The following is a 16,168-nucleotide window of genomic DNA, read 5'->3' as shown; positions in this document are numbered from 1 at the left end:
TTGTGTTTTTAATAATATATACTGCTAAGTTAATAATAATTCACTTGGGAATAACAGAAAAATACATGATAATTTTATATTTCAAATAGAATAAAATCCTTTTTATTGATACTGTCTTTTTTTGTAAAAAACATTCCTAACTTTTCCACCACTTTTTCTGGCTAAGGTCAGTATAACTTTTGCTTGAAATAACTGTTTATATGGTGCAATTTACAGCTTTTAGTTGCTAAAATTATAACTCTTAATTTAATAATTTTAATCCAATAAGCTTTCAGGTTAATAAAATTAAATTATTTGAGTAAATGCAATACCATGTCTTTATTTGTGGGTAATAATAAGAATAACGAAGGTTGGCTCAGCTACACTTCTATAATTTCAATTTTTATGTTTACCGTATAAAAGAAGTTTCTTCTATCTGTGTCTTCGCGTTTGAAACTAACTTTATTCTATCTCTTTCTTGTTCTGGACTTAACCTGTGAAGCGCGTAACTGAAATCTTCCTCACTCACTATAAGCCGTCTTTGCGCACCAGCGCTAATTTTTGCTTCATTCACTAATTGCTCTAACTCAGCCCCAGAATAGCCTTCAGTCTTGTCTGCAATGTCTTGGAGGCTTAGCTTTTCATCAGTTTTTGTACCCTCGCATATAAAGTGCCAATATCTTTTGTCTCACCTCTATGTTTGGATTAGGGACATAAACCTTCTGACCTAAACGTCCAGGTCTAATAAGTGCTGGATCTATACCACCGATAAGGTTAGTTGCACCAATTACTATTATATCTTTTCTGCTCTTAAATCCATCTATTTCAGTTAACAACTGTGTTAAACTCTCTCGACAATGGTAAGCTGAGTTATTAGCGGTACTTCTTTTTTGTGCAACTGCATCTATTTCATCTATAAAGACTATACAAGGAGAATATTTTTTTGCTATTTTAAAAAGCTCGCGTACAGCATGTGCACCATGACCAATATATACTCCAATAAGTTCAGGACCTGAGATGCTTATGAAATTCATATTTGATTCACCTGCAATTGCACGAGCGATAAGTGTTTTACCATTTCCAGGAGGGCCATATAATATGTAACCTCTTAGTGAATTAATACTTTTATTTCCAAACAGCTTGCGCATTTCTTCTGTCATTTGGTCACAGCAAATCATCTGCAACCGTTGTTTTAAGGAGTCATCAATTATAGCATCAGCAAATGTTATTCTTTTATCATCTGAATTAGCTAATTCTATCGATATAGGCAGCTCTACTTCCTTTAGTTTGCTGAATACTTGATCATATACAAACCAAACAATAAAAAGGAGAACGACAAGTAACACACAAGGCATAGCTTCACTAACATAATGTGCAGCTAACTCATACCCTTTACTAAGCAACATTGTATGCATATAGGCAAACAAAAAAGCGATAGAGACAATAGTTGCCACGCATAGTAAACAGATTGAAATTCTTTTTAGTAATTCTGAAATTTCAATTTTTTTCATCTTAATACCTTATACCAATTTTAAACTAAGAATAATTTTATCTAGCTTACCTATTTTAGCTTGATTAGAGCGTTCAGAAAAATTATCAAGTACGTACTTTATTAAATACTAAAAACAATATATCACCATATTGTCACATACATCTTTAAAGTTTACCAAATTCATTTTCAAAAAACAAGATTTTATTATTAACCCGAATTCTGGATTAGATTTTAGGTAAATTATTGAAAGTCTTGAATTTTACTAAATTAGTAACTAGTCTTAAAATGCTTACTGCTTTATCGTAAATGCTAAAACAATAAGCTATTGATATTCTTGTTTTTTTTAATCTCCAATCCAGAATTCGGGTTAAAAACGCTAACTTGTATCTTCAAGAAGTAAGACATAATAGCTCTAAAATGTCTTGCAAGGAAAGGTAAAGCTGAACGCTAACTTATGCCAGAAAAATACCGTCTTGTTTGCCTTTTTGAGTAGTATCATCTTATTTTTCCTGTAAATTTTGTTTATAACGCCTAAGATTTACGATATTTTAATCCCGGTAGAATATCTTATAAAATCAGATTATATGTTATACCTATGGAAATAGATAACTTTCAGCAATATTACAACCAAGAAGAAATGAAGACAGTAACATTAGCTCAAATTTATAAAGACTTGGTAATAAAGATATTCGATATAGCCACAAGCAAAATGTAAGCTACTATTAATGGTATTATGGAAATAGCACCAACGATACCACCTACTATACCTACTACCAGAGGTGACGGAGTAGTAAGGCTTAATATAATAAGTGGGAGAGAGATAATTGATAGTATTATAGAAATTACACCTACTGTTTTCAGAAGAGATAGAAATCCTTTTGAATCTAAGTGTTCTTTAATTCCCTTAAATAATATAAAGAAAATGCTTATACACATTATAGCACAAAGTATTACTGCTGCTATTTTTATTATAGCTGCTGCTATAAGTGCTGCTAAATAAGCTATATTCATTGCAATTATCACACACCATAATAAAAAAGTCAACTCCATATGTTTAGGTTGTAAAATCCCAAAAAGCAGCCAGAATAGAATAAGCAAACATTTACGAATTGAATTTAGTGCAAACAAGGGTGTTGATATCAACCATACTCTGCAGAATCGCAATATGGTATGACTACATGCTTTTTATTGATTTGATTAACATAATCAGCAGAGAGTTTTGTTTTGCAAAAGATGTCTACAGTAACATACTGCAATTATTTGGAATTGTAGGGCTAGGTGCAATTGTAAGGCCACTTGGTGCATTCATATTTGGTCACGTTGGTGACAGGTATGGAAGGAGGATAGCATTAATAATTACTATCTTGCTAATATCGATACCATCAAGTCTCATTGCATTTATTCCAAGTCACAATCAAGTAGGTATAATTTCTACTATATTGCTTCTTGCAATCCATATAACACAAGGAATTGCACTTGGTGGTGAACAAGGAAGTTCTGTTTATCTTATAGAGCATTTATCCAGTAGGAAAGAGAACTTAGGGATGTATTTTGGAATGATGGGTTTTGGTCGCTCCATTGGCGTCTTGCTTTCTGCGGTGATAGTGATTATCTGCAAAAAAACTACTGATTTTTGTACCTGGGGTTGGAGATTGCCATTTATTTTCTCAGCTATTTTAGGATTAATTAGCGCGTATAGCATATACACATTGGGAGAAACTCCAGCATATGAAAAAAATCGAAAACAAAGAAATTTACCTGATTTGCCAATAATAGAGCTTATAAAACGCCACAAGAGAGCTCTTATACTTGCTATTTTAATATCTGTACCTGTTAATGTTGCTGTTGGATTTACCATATTTCTTCGAACTCTCGCAAAGGAAATAGCATCAGTGGATGTTTATGTAACAACATATATCAACGAAATTGTATTGATTATAACCAGTGTATTAATGCCGATATCTTCAATAGCGTTTGGAATGTTGGCTGATAAAGTTGGAAAAGAGCGCACTGCAATCTTATTTATAGCAATTACAATGGCACTGTGTTGTCCTGCGTTATCTATTGCATATTACTATAAAAATTATCTTGTGATTGCGTTGAGCGTAATGGTTCTCTCTATAATAGAAAGGGGTATAGTTCCCATAGGAATAGTTGCATCTGAACTCTTTCCTACCAATGTTAGATTTAGTGGTGTGAGCTTATCACGCAATATCTCTTATGCGTTACATGGAGGATTTACTCCTATGGTTTGTATTTGGTTGACTGTAACATTTCCTCAAACAAACCTTGCTGCTGGGCTTTATATAGTCTTCTGCTTGTTGATCAGTGTGGTAGCAATATTGCAAATAAAACCGCAAGATAAAAATTTTGATTTGTGAAAGTTCTCAGTTTTCTCTTAGATTTATACCGTAATCTAAATTAGGTCCTTAGTTTCTCAAAAAAATCCTTTAACAAAAAAGAGCATTCTATTTCTAATATCCCACCATAAACTTCAGGTATATGGCTGCAAAATTGAAATATCTTAGCACCATTTTCAATTCCTCCACCTTTTGGATTATAAGCTCCAAAGTACAATCGTTTAATTCTGGCAAAGGAAATAGCTTGAGCACACATCGGACATGGTTCTAATGTTACGTACATATCAGCATCACAAAGCGTGGGAGTTGAAAATGCTTGTCTGATCGCTAACATCTCTGCATGTGCAGTTGGATCGCTGGATATATTGTGTGCAGAAGAAATGATATTGTCTCCACTCACTATTACAGCACCTATGGGCACCTCATCATTTTTTTGAGCGAGTTTGGCTTGCTCTATGGCAAGCTCCATATATTGATACTTAAACACTAGGCACTTATTTCTTATCAATTGCTGCTTTAACGAACGACACGAAAAGAGGATGAGGAGAAAACGGCTTTGATTGAAATTCTGGATGAAACTGCACACCAATAAACCACGGATGACTCTCTAACTCCACTGCCTCTATGCACGTTCCATCTTCTGATATGCCACTGCATAGCAGCCCATTTTTTTCCAAATCATCTTTATAATCTGAATTGATTATGTATCTATGCCTGTGTCTTTCTGAAATAGTAGTGTTACTATATGCATCCATCATTTTAGAGTTTGCATTTATATTACATTTGTATGCCCCAAGTCTCATGGTTCCACCAAGATCGTCATCTTGATCGCCAGCTAACTTAACGATTGGATGTTTACAGTTACGAAATTCTTCAGAGTGTGCATCTTCAAGCTTAACAACATTACGAGCAAATTCAATAATTGCAAGCTGCATACCAAGGCAAATTCCGAAAAATGGGATATTATTTGTACGGGCATAATTTATTGCTAATATTTTACCCTCTACTCCGTCATCACCAAACCCCCCTGGAACAAGGATTGCATGAGAATTCTGTAATTTCTCTCCTATAAGTTTTTCATTTATAGGTTTTTCTTCCTTCTCTCTTGAGTTAACCCAATTTATCTTTACTTTGACTTTATTACTAATCGCACCATGATTTAATGCTTCAACCAGTGATTTGTATGCATCAGGGAATTCGGTGTATTTTCCCACTATAGATACAGTAACTTCCTGTGTTGGGTGCCTTATGGAATGCACTATTTGATCCCATTCAGTCAAGCTTGGTTTTGGCTTACTTAAATGAAAGTGCTCCAAAATTTGCGTATCAAGCCCACATTGGCTATACAACACCGGTAACTCATATATATGACTCACATCAGGGGCAGGTATCACATTGGATAAAGAAACATTGCAAAGCTTAGCTATTTTCTCTCTTTGATTATCGAAAATTTCTTTCTCACTGCGGCATAATATAATATCTGGTTGTAACCCCGCGGAATTTAACTCTCGAACTGAATGCTGCGTTGGTTTTGTCTTTAATTCTTGCGCTGCGGTAAGATATGGTATTAAAGTTAAGTGAATAAGGATAACTCTTTGTTTTCCTAATGTGTAGTTAACTTGACGTATAGCCTCCAAAAATGGTTGGCTTTCAATGTCACCTACAGTTCCGCCTATTTCACATATTACAAAATCTAAACCTTCCGTACCATTAAAAATGAACGATTTGATCAAATCTGTCACATGAGGAATGACTTGCACAGTTTTGCCCAGATAATCACCACGCCTCTCTTTCTTCAATAACTCATGATATATCTTACCAGTTGTTATATTGTCATCTTTTGTTGCTTTAATTCCAGTAAAACGCTCATAATGCCCAAGATCCAAATCAGTTTCAGCACCATCCTCGGTCACAAATACCTCTCCGTGCTGAGTTGGGTTCATTGTCCCAGGATCAATGTTGAGATACGGGTCAAGTTTTCTGATACGGATCTTAAAACCGTGAGCTTGAAGAAGCGCACCAACGCTTGAAGCAACTAAGCCTTTACCAAGCGATGACACAACTCCACCTGTAACAAAGATAAATTTAGCTTCCTTCATTAATTTTCAAATGGAACAGAAGTAGGTTCACTTTCTTGCTTTTTTTCTAATATAATTTTCTCTGCAATCGATTTTTTATGTACGTCTTTTGAATATAATCCTGACAATAGCAATGTGTTTATAATAAACAATCCAGCAACAATAGCCGTTATTCTGCTGAGCGGGTTTTCAGAAGATTTCACTGGAATCATCGAATTGACCCCCTGTTGTGTATTACTAAAACCACTTAACGAACTACTTCCAGGCGGCTGCAAGAGCACTAAAATTACTAACACAACAACCAATATTATTTGAAATATACTTAATACCGCTACTGACATTATAGATAGGGATGAAAATAAAAATCTTAGCAGTACAAAGCACGTAAGTCAAGAACATCTGTCACCCAAATAACTTGAAATCTAAGTATGTATTTACTGCTTACCTTATTTTGATTAACATATGCATAAGACTTTGGGCTTAATATGTATCACATTTTAAAATATAAAGATTATGAACCAAAAATAGACGAAAGTGCTTTCATCGCAGGTGGTTCGCATATCATAGGTAAGGTTGAAATAGGAAGAGATGCAAGCATCTGGTTTAATTGTGTAATCAGAGGGGACGTTGGATCAATAAAAATAGGTAATGGAACAAATATTCAAGATGGAACGGTAATTCATGTGGATAGAAACCCAGGTGGTGACACAATTATTGGCAGCATGGTAACAGTGGGACATTTTTGTGTGTTGCACGCATGCACGGTGCATGATAAGGCGTTTATTGGTATGGGCTCTACCGTGATGGACCATGCAGTTGTGGAGCCTGAAGCTATGGTAGCTGCTGGCTCACTGGTAACACACGGAAAAGTGATAAAAAGTGGGGAAATATGGGCTGGCAGGCCAGCAAAATTCTTCAAAAAAATGTCGAATGAAGAAATTAAACATATTACACAATCAGCACAAAATTATATTATGCTAATGAAGGAATATAAAAACTGAAGTTCGCGTCAAGTGTTTTACTTGACACGTACATTTCGGCTTAACCCTTGTTACTTCTTTTTCCCATTCTCATTTACTTCTTGTGCTTTTGCCCCATCTACTTGAGTACTAGGTAATACTGCATATGTAATACCACCGGCTACGAGTGCAGATGCTACTGCTATACCAATCATTACTAACATCTCTAACTTAACTGTACGTTCAAGTGCAGTAAATGCTATCAGTCCAGCAGCAAGACCCATACCAACAGTAGCAGTGTACCGTGCTCCATTGCCTTGTTTTGGTTGCTCAGTTGTTTTGCTTTTATCTTCTAGTTTTCTATTTTTCTCCTCAGCTTCAGTCAATCGATTTTGTAAGTCTTTTGTTTCATCCTTTTTGGCTTTTAACTGAGCAGCAGTATCATTTGGTGCTGCTTGCAACTGCTGAACTTGATCTTTTAATGCTATTATTTCATTCTCTTTGGCTTTTAACTGAGCAGCAGTATCATTTGGTGCTGCCTTTAACTGCGCAACTTCATCATTTAGTTTATTTATTTCATCCTCTTTGGCTTTTAACTGAGCAGCATTTGGTTGGTTGTTTAACTGTGCTTCTAAATCTTTTATTTTATTTGTTAGTGTTGTTTTTTCACCCTCTAACTTCGTAACAGCAGCATCTGGTTGAGCTTTTAATGCTGTCATTTCATTCTCTTTCTCTGTTAACTTTTGCTGTAACGCCACAGCATCTAATGCTTCCAATTCTGTTATTTTAGCATTTTTCTCTTCTAACTGCTGCTGCAACGCTGTAGAATCTATTGCCTTTAGTTTTTCCACTTCAGCTTCTAAGTCTTGTTTTTCCTGCTGAGCTGTGTCCAATTGATCTTGTAATTCTTGTGTTTTAATTCTCAATTCCTCCTCAGCTTTCTTCTTTGCAGCTTCTAATTCTTCATTTTTCCCCTTTAACTGCTCTTCTGCAGCTTCCAATTCTGTTGTTTTAACATTTTTCTCTTCTAACAATTGTACTGTGGGATGGCAAGATAGGGCTTTTACCATAATCCCCTCTTTCCCATCGTTAAAGCCTAACAGATTTTTCATTTCTTCTAGGCGACTAAAATATTTGCCACCCTTTTTCCCAACGGATTTTACATTCATGATTGTATTATCTCCTAGTTCTTCTTGAGGATAAGAACCAGTAATATATAGTTGTTGATCATTTAGCGTACAGCCCACATAAAACTTGTCATCAATTATAGCACCACTCTTATCTACGTTTTTATACTTTTTAAATTCTTCATAATCATCTTTTTTTATAACAAGCACTATTTTATCATCGGCAACCTGTATTGTACCATTCTTTAAGCTTAGCATAACGAACCTCAATTATAATTTAACATTACATAATACCCTTAGAACCTAAGGTCAAGTAATATTTTTATCATAGCATAGAAAATTTATGTTCGTAAACAAAAAATTTTGGCGTAAAATTGCCGTAATTGTGCTATAGCTAAAGTAATTTAGGTTTACCGACCATCGTCATTCCGCTACTTGTTAGCGGGATCTAGAGATACCGCGGCGGTATGACGTTGCTAGCTTAAAGTTTAAAATTGAGAAATATTTATGTTAAAAGAAAAATACGGCTTTAAAGAAGTTGAAGACAAATGCAACATATTGTGGGAAGGCAGTAAAGTTTACAGGTGGAATGGTGAAAAGGATAACACTTTCACTATAGACACACCTCCACCGACAATATCGGGTAAATTGCATATTGGCCATATATTTAGCTATTGCCACACGGACTTTATTGCAAGGTTTCAGCGCATGCTGGGAAAAGATGTGTTTTACCCAATTGGGTTTGATGATAATGGGCTTCCCACTGAAAGATTGGTTGAGCAAACCTATAAAACCCGCGCAAAAGAAGTTGGCAGGGAAAAATTTATAGAGATGTGCCATGAGGTTATTGAAAAATCAAAGCAAGAATTCAAGGAACTATTTAAATCGGTCGGCATTAGTTATGACTGGGATTTGGAATATCACACGATCAGCAAGGAAACTGTGACGCTTTCACAGATGTCGTTTATTGATCTATATAATAAAGGGTATGCATATAGAAAAATGCAGCCCATCCTTTGGGACCCGGTTGATAAAACAGCAATTGCGCAAGCAGAAATAGAAGATAAAGTTTTTGAGTCATCCTTAAATACGATAGTTTTCTCTACTGAAGAAAATGAGCAGATCAACATTGCAACTACGCGACCTGAGTTACTTCCAGCATGTGTTGCAGTTTTTTGTCATCCAGAGGATGCGCGCTACACCCATCTGATCGGAAAAACAGCCGTGGTGCCGATCACAGAGACAAAAGTTCCAATAATAGCTGATGATAAGGTTAAAATAGATAAAGGCACTGGGCTTGTTATGTGCTGTACGTTTGGTGATGAACTCGACATATATTGGCAGCAAAAGCATAATCTACCGATGAAAATTATCATCGATCAGGATGGGAGGATGAGCCTTCATTCAGTACATGGTCAGAAGGAAGAAATATGGATCCCAGTGTCTGGGCACTGGGATGACACCATAGGGGCTACTGGGATGACAGGAGAAAGGGCTACTCAGATGACAAAGGAAGGTGGGTGTGATCAGAAAGAAGAATGGATCCCAGTGTCAGCTACTCGGATGACAGACGATATACTAAATGAAATAAATGGATTGAAAGTTACAGCAGCAAGAAAGCGGATAATCGAAATCCTAACTGAAAAAGGACTTTTGGTAGAAAGCACTAACATTTCTCATTCTGTTAAGTGTGCAGAAAGATCTGGTGCACCACTTGAGATATTGCCTACTTATCAATGGTTTATCAAGACCTTAGAGCAAAAAGCTCAAGTATTAGATAAAGTAAAAGAATGCAATTGGCACCCAAGCAATATGCGTAAACGCATGGAAGTGTGGATAGAAGGGCTAAATTGGGACTGGTGCATCTCAAGGCAGCGCTATTTTGGTGTGCCATTTCCAGCGTGGTATTCCAAGCGTAAAGGAGAAGAGGGCAAAATCATCCTAGCTGAAATAAAGGCCCTACCTATAGATCCATCGAAAGATTTACCAAAAGGGTATAGCAAAGAAGAGATTATCCCAGATCAAGATGTAATGGATACTTGGGCCACAAGTTCAATTACTCCTCAACTAAGTGCACTGGCAGTAAACAGTGAGTTTAGCTTACCAAATCATCGCTATGATACGATATTTCCTGCAGATCTGCGCAGCCAGAGCCATGAGATAATAAGAACTTGGGCTTTTTATACTATTTTAAAGGCACATTATCATGCAAATTCTTTACCTTGGAAAAACATTATGATCAGCGGTTGGTGTTTAGCAGATGATAAGAAAAAGATGAGTAAATCAAAGGGTAACATCATCACTCCTCATGTAATACTTGAAACTTATGGAGCTGATGTAGTGCGCTATTGGGCAGCGAACTCAAGGCTTGGAGTTGATACAGTCTACTCTGAAAATACATTCAAAATTGGCAAGCGCCTCGTTACAAAACTTTGGAACGCTAGCAAGTTCGTTTCCATGTTCATGGAAAAGCATCAAGTGATGAGCATAAATTCTGCTCACGAGACAATGGATAAGTGGATATTGTCTAAGTTATACAAAGTTATAGAAAGAGCAACAAATAACCTATTACAGTTTGAATACTGCGAAGCTTTGGGCGCAATAGAGGAATTTTTTTGGAAGGATTTTTGTGATAGTTACTTGGAGTTAGTAAAAAAACGTGCGTACGGAAGCAGTGAAGCAACCTTAAGTGCAAAACAAAGCTTGGCGTATGTGTTAAATGTTATTTTGCGGTTATTTGCACCTTTCTTGCCATACATTACAGAAGAGATATACCACCAGTTGTATAGTTATAATTCTGTACACAATCAAAGTAATTGGCCAAGCAAAGAAGAACTTATCTACGATAAATATTCAGAGGAAATGGGAGATAATGTTATTCAGATATTAAACATTATCAGAAAGATAAAGGCAGATAATAATGTATCAGTTAAGCATCTGATAAAAAAGTTGATGATAAAAGCAGATCTACGAGAGGATAAGTTGGATCAATCCGCACAGAATGATTTGCAGGCAGTTTGCAATGCGGAAACGATAGAGTGGATGCAGTCTGAGCTTGAAACTGAAGACGAGAAATACATAGTGAATATAGATTTATATTGATTTTTATAGCTTTACTTCCTTTAATATCCATGCTATTGTAATCATTATTAGTATGAGGGAATAATAATGGGGGATTTATATAATAAAGCCAATGCACCGTATCTTATAGCTGGTGCTCTTGCTACTTTGGTATTGCTTGCGTCTGGGACACTTGCCGTTGCCCCTTATGTTGAGTTCTTGTCTTCAGTTGCAGCCTTTAATGTAGCTCTTCCTGTTGCTTTGAGTTTGTCTATACTTTCTGTTCTGGTGCTTGTACTTTCATGTAAAATGATCAGCCAGAATAAAAAGCTTGATGCACAAAAAGCAGAACCTAATGAAAAAAATGGATTAGCTAAAGAGCAAGAAAATATAATACAAAGCTTAGAGCCTCAAATCAAAGAGCTAAATAAGAGGCTTAGTAGTCAGTACAATGAGATTGAAAAGCTAATTGCTAGTGCTGCAAAAAAAGAGGAGCTAAATAAGCTTAACAATGAAGTGAAAGAGCTAAAGGTAAAGATTGCTAGTGTTGCAACAAAAGAAGAGATAAATAAGCTTAGTAATGAAGTTGAAAAGCTAATTGGTAGTGCTGCAACAAAAGATGAAATGGAAGAGCTAAAGGCAAAGATTGCTAGTGCTGCAACAGAAAGTAAAACACAAGAAAAGATTTTTATGAAATTTTGCGCAAAAGGTGAAAAAAGAGGGAAGAAAGCATTTGAGGATTTTATATTTATAAAAGAGATAAAAACAAAATTAGTAAATATTTATGAATCAATAAAAAATAATATTAATATAGTGTCTTCAGCAAAATCAGGTGATTCAGAAGAAGAGCAAGAAAAAATACAAAGAGGATTCATTTTTCACGGTCCAGGAGGAACTGGTAAGAGTTCAATTGTTGAGGCGATTGGGGATCAGCTGATATCTCTAACTACATTTATAAAAGTTTCTGGAGCTGATTTGCTTGAAAAATCAAATATAAATGAGCTTTTTAATAAAGCAAACGAAAACGCTCCTTGTATAGTTCTTATAGATGAAATCGACAGCTTTGGCAAGGGACGCACTGATGCCAATCGAGTACCTTTAAATTATTTTTTCACTAGATTCGATGAAGCTGATAAAGGTGTGACGGTGTTTGCTACAACTAATGTTAGTCTGCAAGATTTAGATGCATCACTTGTTAGGGGAAGTCGTTTGAGTAGTAAACTCAAGTTTACTATGATAGAAGGAAGTATACTTAAGAATATACTGAAGGATGGTCTGAATGAAAAATTAAAAAATAAAAAGTACAAGCATGCTATCTCAAGAATTTTAAACGAAACAAGACTTACAACACTCTCTATCTCAGCAGCAGATGTGGAATGTTTTATAAATTATATAGTTGAAAAGTTAAACAACAAGATTGGAACTTCTGCTTATACTATAATTAAAGATTTTTGTATTAAATATAATATTGGAGAGGTGTCGAATAAGCAGACTAACAGGAAAATTGAAAATTCTATAGGAGAATCACAGCAATACACATCCAGACCATCACATAAGCTGAATGACGCTTTATGTGATTCTGGATATACCAGTATGTTCTACCCCGATCAATAGCTAACTAGACTTATAAGTACAATGGTACACTCGATACACAAGGTCTAAGTCATTTTTTAGCTAGCAGACTGAAGATGGGAAGTTTGTTGTAGGTGCAGCACTATAATTCCTCCACAGATAAGAGAATTTTAATAAATATATACAAGACTGCTGAACGTGGGGGGAGGAGGGGAGTAATGAGCAATTTGCTTAGTGAGGCTAACACATTTTATTTTATAGCTAGTTCCTTAGCTACTCTTACGTTACTTACATCTTTAGCGCTTATTGTAACTTCTAATGTGCCTCTTCCTCTAATTCTTGCTTTAGCTACATTATCTATTTTGGTGCTTGCACTTTCATGTAAAATAATTAGTAATAATGTAGAATTGGAAGCAAAAGTAAAAGGTCAGTTAGAACATAAGGAGGAGATGCTTTCTCTTGAACACCAAGAGTTACGTGATGAAAATACAAGATTGAATGAAAAAGTGGATTCTTTAATGGAGGAATTGTGTCAATGCAAATTAGAAAGTGAAAAGAATAAGTTATGTTTAAAGTCAGAATATGAAGATGAGTTACGCTTAAGATTGGAATATGAAGATGAATTAAACTTGGAATTAGAACATAAAAGTAGGGAAGCTTCTTCTCTGCGTACTCAATTAACTATGTTAAGAAAAAAAGTAGAAGTAGAAGAAGTAAAACAATTAAAAACTTTAGAATCGGAAGAACAACATGAGAGCTCAGAAAGCGACATAGAAGAATTAGAGAAGAAGTTATGCCAGTCGGAAAAGGAAAAGAAAGAATTAGAAGGTAAAGTTAGTGATGAACGTCAAAAGCGCACTGATCTTGAAAGTAAAGTTGATAAATTGTGTACAAAGGAGAAAGAGTACTTATCTAAAATTAAGGAGCTGGAAAAGGAGTCATTATCTTTACAAAAAGAAGAGAAAGAATCTGATAACACATTAACAACAGTGAATGATGATCGCGATAATAAGGTGAAAGAATTAAACAGTTCACTTTTGAAGCAATCCTCTCAAATAGAACAACTTCAAAAAGCTTTATTGGAAAAGAAAAAAGAAGAAGTGCTTTTTTTGCAACGGATGATAGAATATGTAACAGATGAGGTAGAAAAATTAGTAAGGGAAAATGAAGTGATCAGAGATGATGATAAAAAAGTAATATTACAAGTGATTCAAGCAACAAAGTCTGTGTTAGTAGAAGAAGCTGCACAATATTTGCCAGGCGAAACGTCTGTTCCTTCATTTGTGGAAGATCCTGGATATACCAGTGGATGTTCTACCCCGATCAATAGCCACTAGACATTTTGAGTACAGTTGTACACTGGATACATAAAACCTTAGCCATTTTTAGCTAGTAGACTGAAAAAGGAAAGTTTGTTGTAGGTGCAGCACTATAATTCCTCCACAGATAAGAGAATTTTAATAAATATATACAAGACTGCTGAACGTGGGGGGAGGAGGGGAGTAATGAGCAATTTGCTTAGTGAGGCTAACACATTTTATTTTATAGCTAGTTCCTTAGCTACTCTTACGTTACTTACATCTTTAGCGCTTATTGTAACTTCTAATGTGCCTCTTCCTCTAATTCTTGCTTTAGCTACATTATCTGTTTTGGTGCTTGCACTTTCGTATAAAATAATTAGTAATAATAAAAAAATAGAGGTTGAGAGAAATAAATTCGCTCAGAAAGAGCAAGAGTTAGAAAATAAAATAACTCTAGGAAAGGAAGCTGAAAAAGCTGCAAACAAAGAAGTGGAAAAATTAAAACATGAATTAACTCGAGAAAAGCAAAATTTAGACAAGAGAGCAAAAAGATTGGATCAGAAAGTAAATGAGTCAGAAGTTGAGAGAGAATCTCTTCTTGAAGAAAAAAAATCTTTAGAGAAAAAATTAGAAACAGCAAAGAATCGTACGTTTGAAATAGACAATGAATTGGACAAAACAAGAAAGGAAATAGGTAAGCTTAATGAGCAGGAAGAGAAATTAAAACTTGAAATCTCATGTTTAAAGAAACAGTTGGAAGAAAGAAGTAGATTTATTGCAAAGCTGAAGATGGAAGTGGATGATAATAAACATTTAGAGCTAGAGAATAAGGGGTTAAATGATAGAATAGAAACGTTACGTGAAGTACAAAAGGCACTACGTGAGAAAAAACATGAACTTAGTGAAAAAGTAGAGGCATTGAATAAGGAAAAAAATAAACTTTCTAAAGAAGTAGAGGAATTACGTGAAGAACAAGAAAGGCTGCATGCAAACTTAGATAAACTACAATGTAAAATTAAAGAGGTCAACAAAGAAAAGAAAAATTTATCTAAAGAATTAAAAGAGAAATTTGAAGAGTTAGATGAAGCAAATGGTTTAATTAAAAATCAATCTTTTGAGTTAGATGGGATAAGAAAAGATTGTAATAATGAAGTAAAAAGTTTAAGAAATTCACTTTTAGAACGAGACAGTCAAATAGAAGATTTTTTGAAAGAGAAAGAAAAACAAGTGAATTTTGCGCAACTGTTGATAAGATGCGTAACAGACAATATAGAAGAACCAATAAGAAATAATGATGGAAAAGCAATATTAGATACGATTCAAATATTAAAGTCTGCGTTACAAGGAGAAATTGCACGGCTTTTGCCAGACGAAACGCCTTCTTCTTCGCTGGAAGATCTTGGATATGAATCATTATTTGTCAGTCGCTCATCCACCCCCCGACCAAGTTGCCAAATTCACTATTGACAGAATCTTATGAACGCAGTCAGTTCAATCAGAGTGAAAGTATTTGCAAAACACAACAATGAGTCTTATTATAAGATAAATCATGCAAGATAATGAACCCAATAATATGCGCACTGGATACACAAGACTTAAATAAGGCTATTTCTCTAGCTAATGCTCTGCGTGGTAAAGTTGGCATGGTAAAGCTGGGATTAGAATTTTTTGCTGCTCAAGGTCTTTCTGGAGTGCAAGAAGTTGCAAAATGCAATGTACCAATTTTTTTAGATCTGAAATTGCATGACATTCCAAACACTGTAGCTAAAACAGTTGAAGTAATAAAAGTTCTGAACGTTGAAATGTTAACTCTGCACATCAGCGGTGGGACAAAAATGCTTGAAGAAGCGCTAAGTGTAGTGCAAGGCAAAAAAATAAAGCTGATTGGAGTGACAGTGCTAACTAGTATGAGCAATGAGGATTTAAACGAGCTTGGAGTAGCAAGAGAAGTAAAATCACAGGTAATTTTGCTTGCAAAGCTTGCAAAAAAGATTGGACTCTATGGAATAGTCTGTTCTGCATTGGAAGCTCAGGAAGTGCGCCGAGAATGCGGTGAAGACTTTAAAATTATTACTCCAGGAATTCGTATAGATCCAGGTCATGACGACCAAAAAAGAACAGCAACACCAAAAGAAGCAATAAATTCAGGAGCTGATTATATCGTCATTGGCAGACCCATTACAAAAACTACAAGTAGTGCGGAGCTAATATTGAAATCCATGAAAGAATTTTAATATAAT

At 35.2% G+C, this 16,168-nt stretch carries 14 protein-coding genes; 8 read left to right on the top strand and 6 right to left on the bottom strand.

Features of this window, described 5'->3' with window-relative positions:
• Positions 1 to 388: 388 nt before the first annotated feature.
• Complete coding sequence (locus ACQH2O_RS04755) at positions 389 to 553, bottom strand: hypothetical protein (protein WP_244662725.1); 165 nt, start codon at positions 551 to 553, stop codon at positions 389 to 391.
• 70 nt (positions 554 to 623) lie between these two features.
• Positions 624 to 1,490 (bottom strand): ATP-binding protein, encoded by an 867-nt coding sequence (locus tag ACQH2O_RS04750; RefSeq protein ID WP_425385096.1) that lies wholly within the window; start codon positions 1,488 to 1,490, stop codon positions 624 to 626.
• A 714-nt stretch (positions 1,491 to 2,204) separates the two neighbouring features.
• Here ACQH2O_RS04750 and ACQH2O_RS04745 point away from each other — a divergent pair.
• Together ACQH2O_RS04745 and ACQH2O_RS04740 are read left to right on the top strand one after the other, a co-directional pair.
• On the top strand, positions 2,205 to 2,471 hold the full coding sequence (locus ACQH2O_RS04745) for a hypothetical protein (RefSeq protein WP_425385095.1): 267 nt from the start codon (positions 2,205 to 2,207) through the stop codon (positions 2,469 to 2,471).
• A gap of 178 nt (positions 2,472 to 2,649) precedes the next feature.
• Positions 2,650 to 3,852, top strand: coding sequence for an MFS transporter (locus ACQH2O_RS04740; RefSeq protein WP_244226872.1), 1,203 nt, complete (start codon positions 2,650 to 2,652; stop codon positions 3,850 to 3,852).
• 40 nt (positions 3,853 to 3,892) lie between these two features.
• Here the strand turns inward: ACQH2O_RS04740 and ACQH2O_RS04735 are convergent, their stop codons facing one another.
• From ACQH2O_RS04735 to secG, 3 genes are read right to left on the bottom strand one after another with little or no spacing between them, the layout of a single operon-like run.
• Positions 3,893 to 4,300: a nucleoside deaminase gene (locus tag ACQH2O_RS04735; protein ID WP_010962617.1), complete on the bottom strand. Its 408-nt coding sequence runs from the start codon at positions 4,298 to 4,300 to the stop codon at positions 3,893 to 3,895.
• 25 nt (positions 4,301 to 4,325) lie between these two features.
• Positions 4,326 to 5,930 (bottom strand): CTP synthase, encoded by a 1,605-nt coding sequence (locus ACQH2O_RS04730; RefSeq protein ID WP_015588967.1) that lies wholly within the window; start codon positions 5,928 to 5,930, stop codon positions 4,326 to 4,328.
• Entirely contained in the window at positions 5,930 to 6,250 is a 321-nt protein-coding gene (secG, locus tag ACQH2O_RS04725; RefSeq protein WP_010962615.1) for a preprotein translocase subunit SecG, read from the bottom strand. The genes ACQH2O_RS04730 and secG overlap by 1 nt, the downstream gene beginning before the upstream one ends.
• 144 nt (positions 6,251 to 6,394) lie before the next feature.
• On the opposite strand from secG, the gene ACQH2O_RS04720 reads away from it, so the two are divergent.
• Entirely contained in the window at positions 6,395 to 6,910 is a 516-nt protein-coding gene (locus ACQH2O_RS04720) for a gamma carbonic anhydrase family protein (protein WP_010962614.1), read from the top strand.
• Between the two features lie 50 nt (positions 6,911 to 6,960).
• Here the strand turns inward: ACQH2O_RS04720 and ACQH2O_RS04715 are convergent, their stop codons facing one another.
• Positions 6,961 to 8,253, bottom strand: coding sequence for a hypothetical protein (locus tag ACQH2O_RS04715; protein WP_425385094.1), 1,293 nt, complete (start codon positions 8,251 to 8,253; stop codon positions 6,961 to 6,963).
• A 249-nt stretch (positions 8,254 to 8,502) separates the two neighbouring features.
• Here ACQH2O_RS04715 and ACQH2O_RS04710 point away from each other — a divergent pair, with 249 nt between their 5' ends.
• From ACQH2O_RS04710 to pyrF, 5 genes are all read left to right on the top strand, one after another.
• Positions 8,503 to 11,097 carry a valine--tRNA ligase gene (locus ACQH2O_RS04710; RefSeq protein WP_182282612.1) on the top strand — a complete coding sequence of 865 codons (2,595 nt, stop codon included), beginning with the start codon at positions 8,503 to 8,505 and terminating at the stop codon, positions 11,095 to 11,097.
• Between the two features lie 66 nt (positions 11,098 to 11,163).
• The gene (locus ACQH2O_RS04705) at positions 11,164 to 12,669 is read left to right on the top strand and encodes an AAA family ATPase (RefSeq protein WP_425385093.1); all 1,506 of its coding nucleotides are present in this window, start codon (positions 11,164 to 11,166) and stop codon (positions 12,667 to 12,669) included.
• Positions 12,670 to 12,845: 176 nt separating this feature from the next.
• Positions 12,846 to 13,964 carry a hypothetical protein gene (locus ACQH2O_RS04700; protein WP_182282615.1) on the top strand — a complete coding sequence of 373 codons (1,119 nt, stop codon included), beginning with the start codon at positions 12,846 to 12,848 and terminating at the stop codon, positions 13,962 to 13,964.
• A gap of 168 nt (positions 13,965 to 14,132) precedes the next feature.
• Positions 14,133 to 15,395: a hypothetical protein gene (locus ACQH2O_RS04695; RefSeq protein WP_425385092.1), complete on the top strand. Its 1,263-nt coding sequence runs from the start codon at positions 14,133 to 14,135 to the stop codon at positions 15,393 to 15,395.
• 92 nt (positions 15,396 to 15,487) lie between these two features.
• The gene (gene pyrF, locus ACQH2O_RS04690; protein WP_425385091.1) at positions 15,488 to 16,162 is read left to right on the top strand and encodes an orotidine-5'-phosphate decarboxylase; all 675 of its coding nucleotides are present in this window, start codon (positions 15,488 to 15,490) and stop codon (positions 16,160 to 16,162) included.
• Positions 16,163 to 16,168 lie beyond the last annotated feature (6 nt).

Origin of the sequence: Wolbachia endosymbiont (group B) of Schoenobius gigantella (assembly GCF_964031005.1) — a bacterium.
GTDB lineage: Bacteria > Pseudomonadota > Alphaproteobacteria > Rickettsiales > Anaplasmataceae > Wolbachia > Wolbachia pipientis.
The sequence above is the reverse complement of the archived record's forward strand: the minus strand, read 5'-3'. Positions and strand labels throughout refer to the sequence as shown.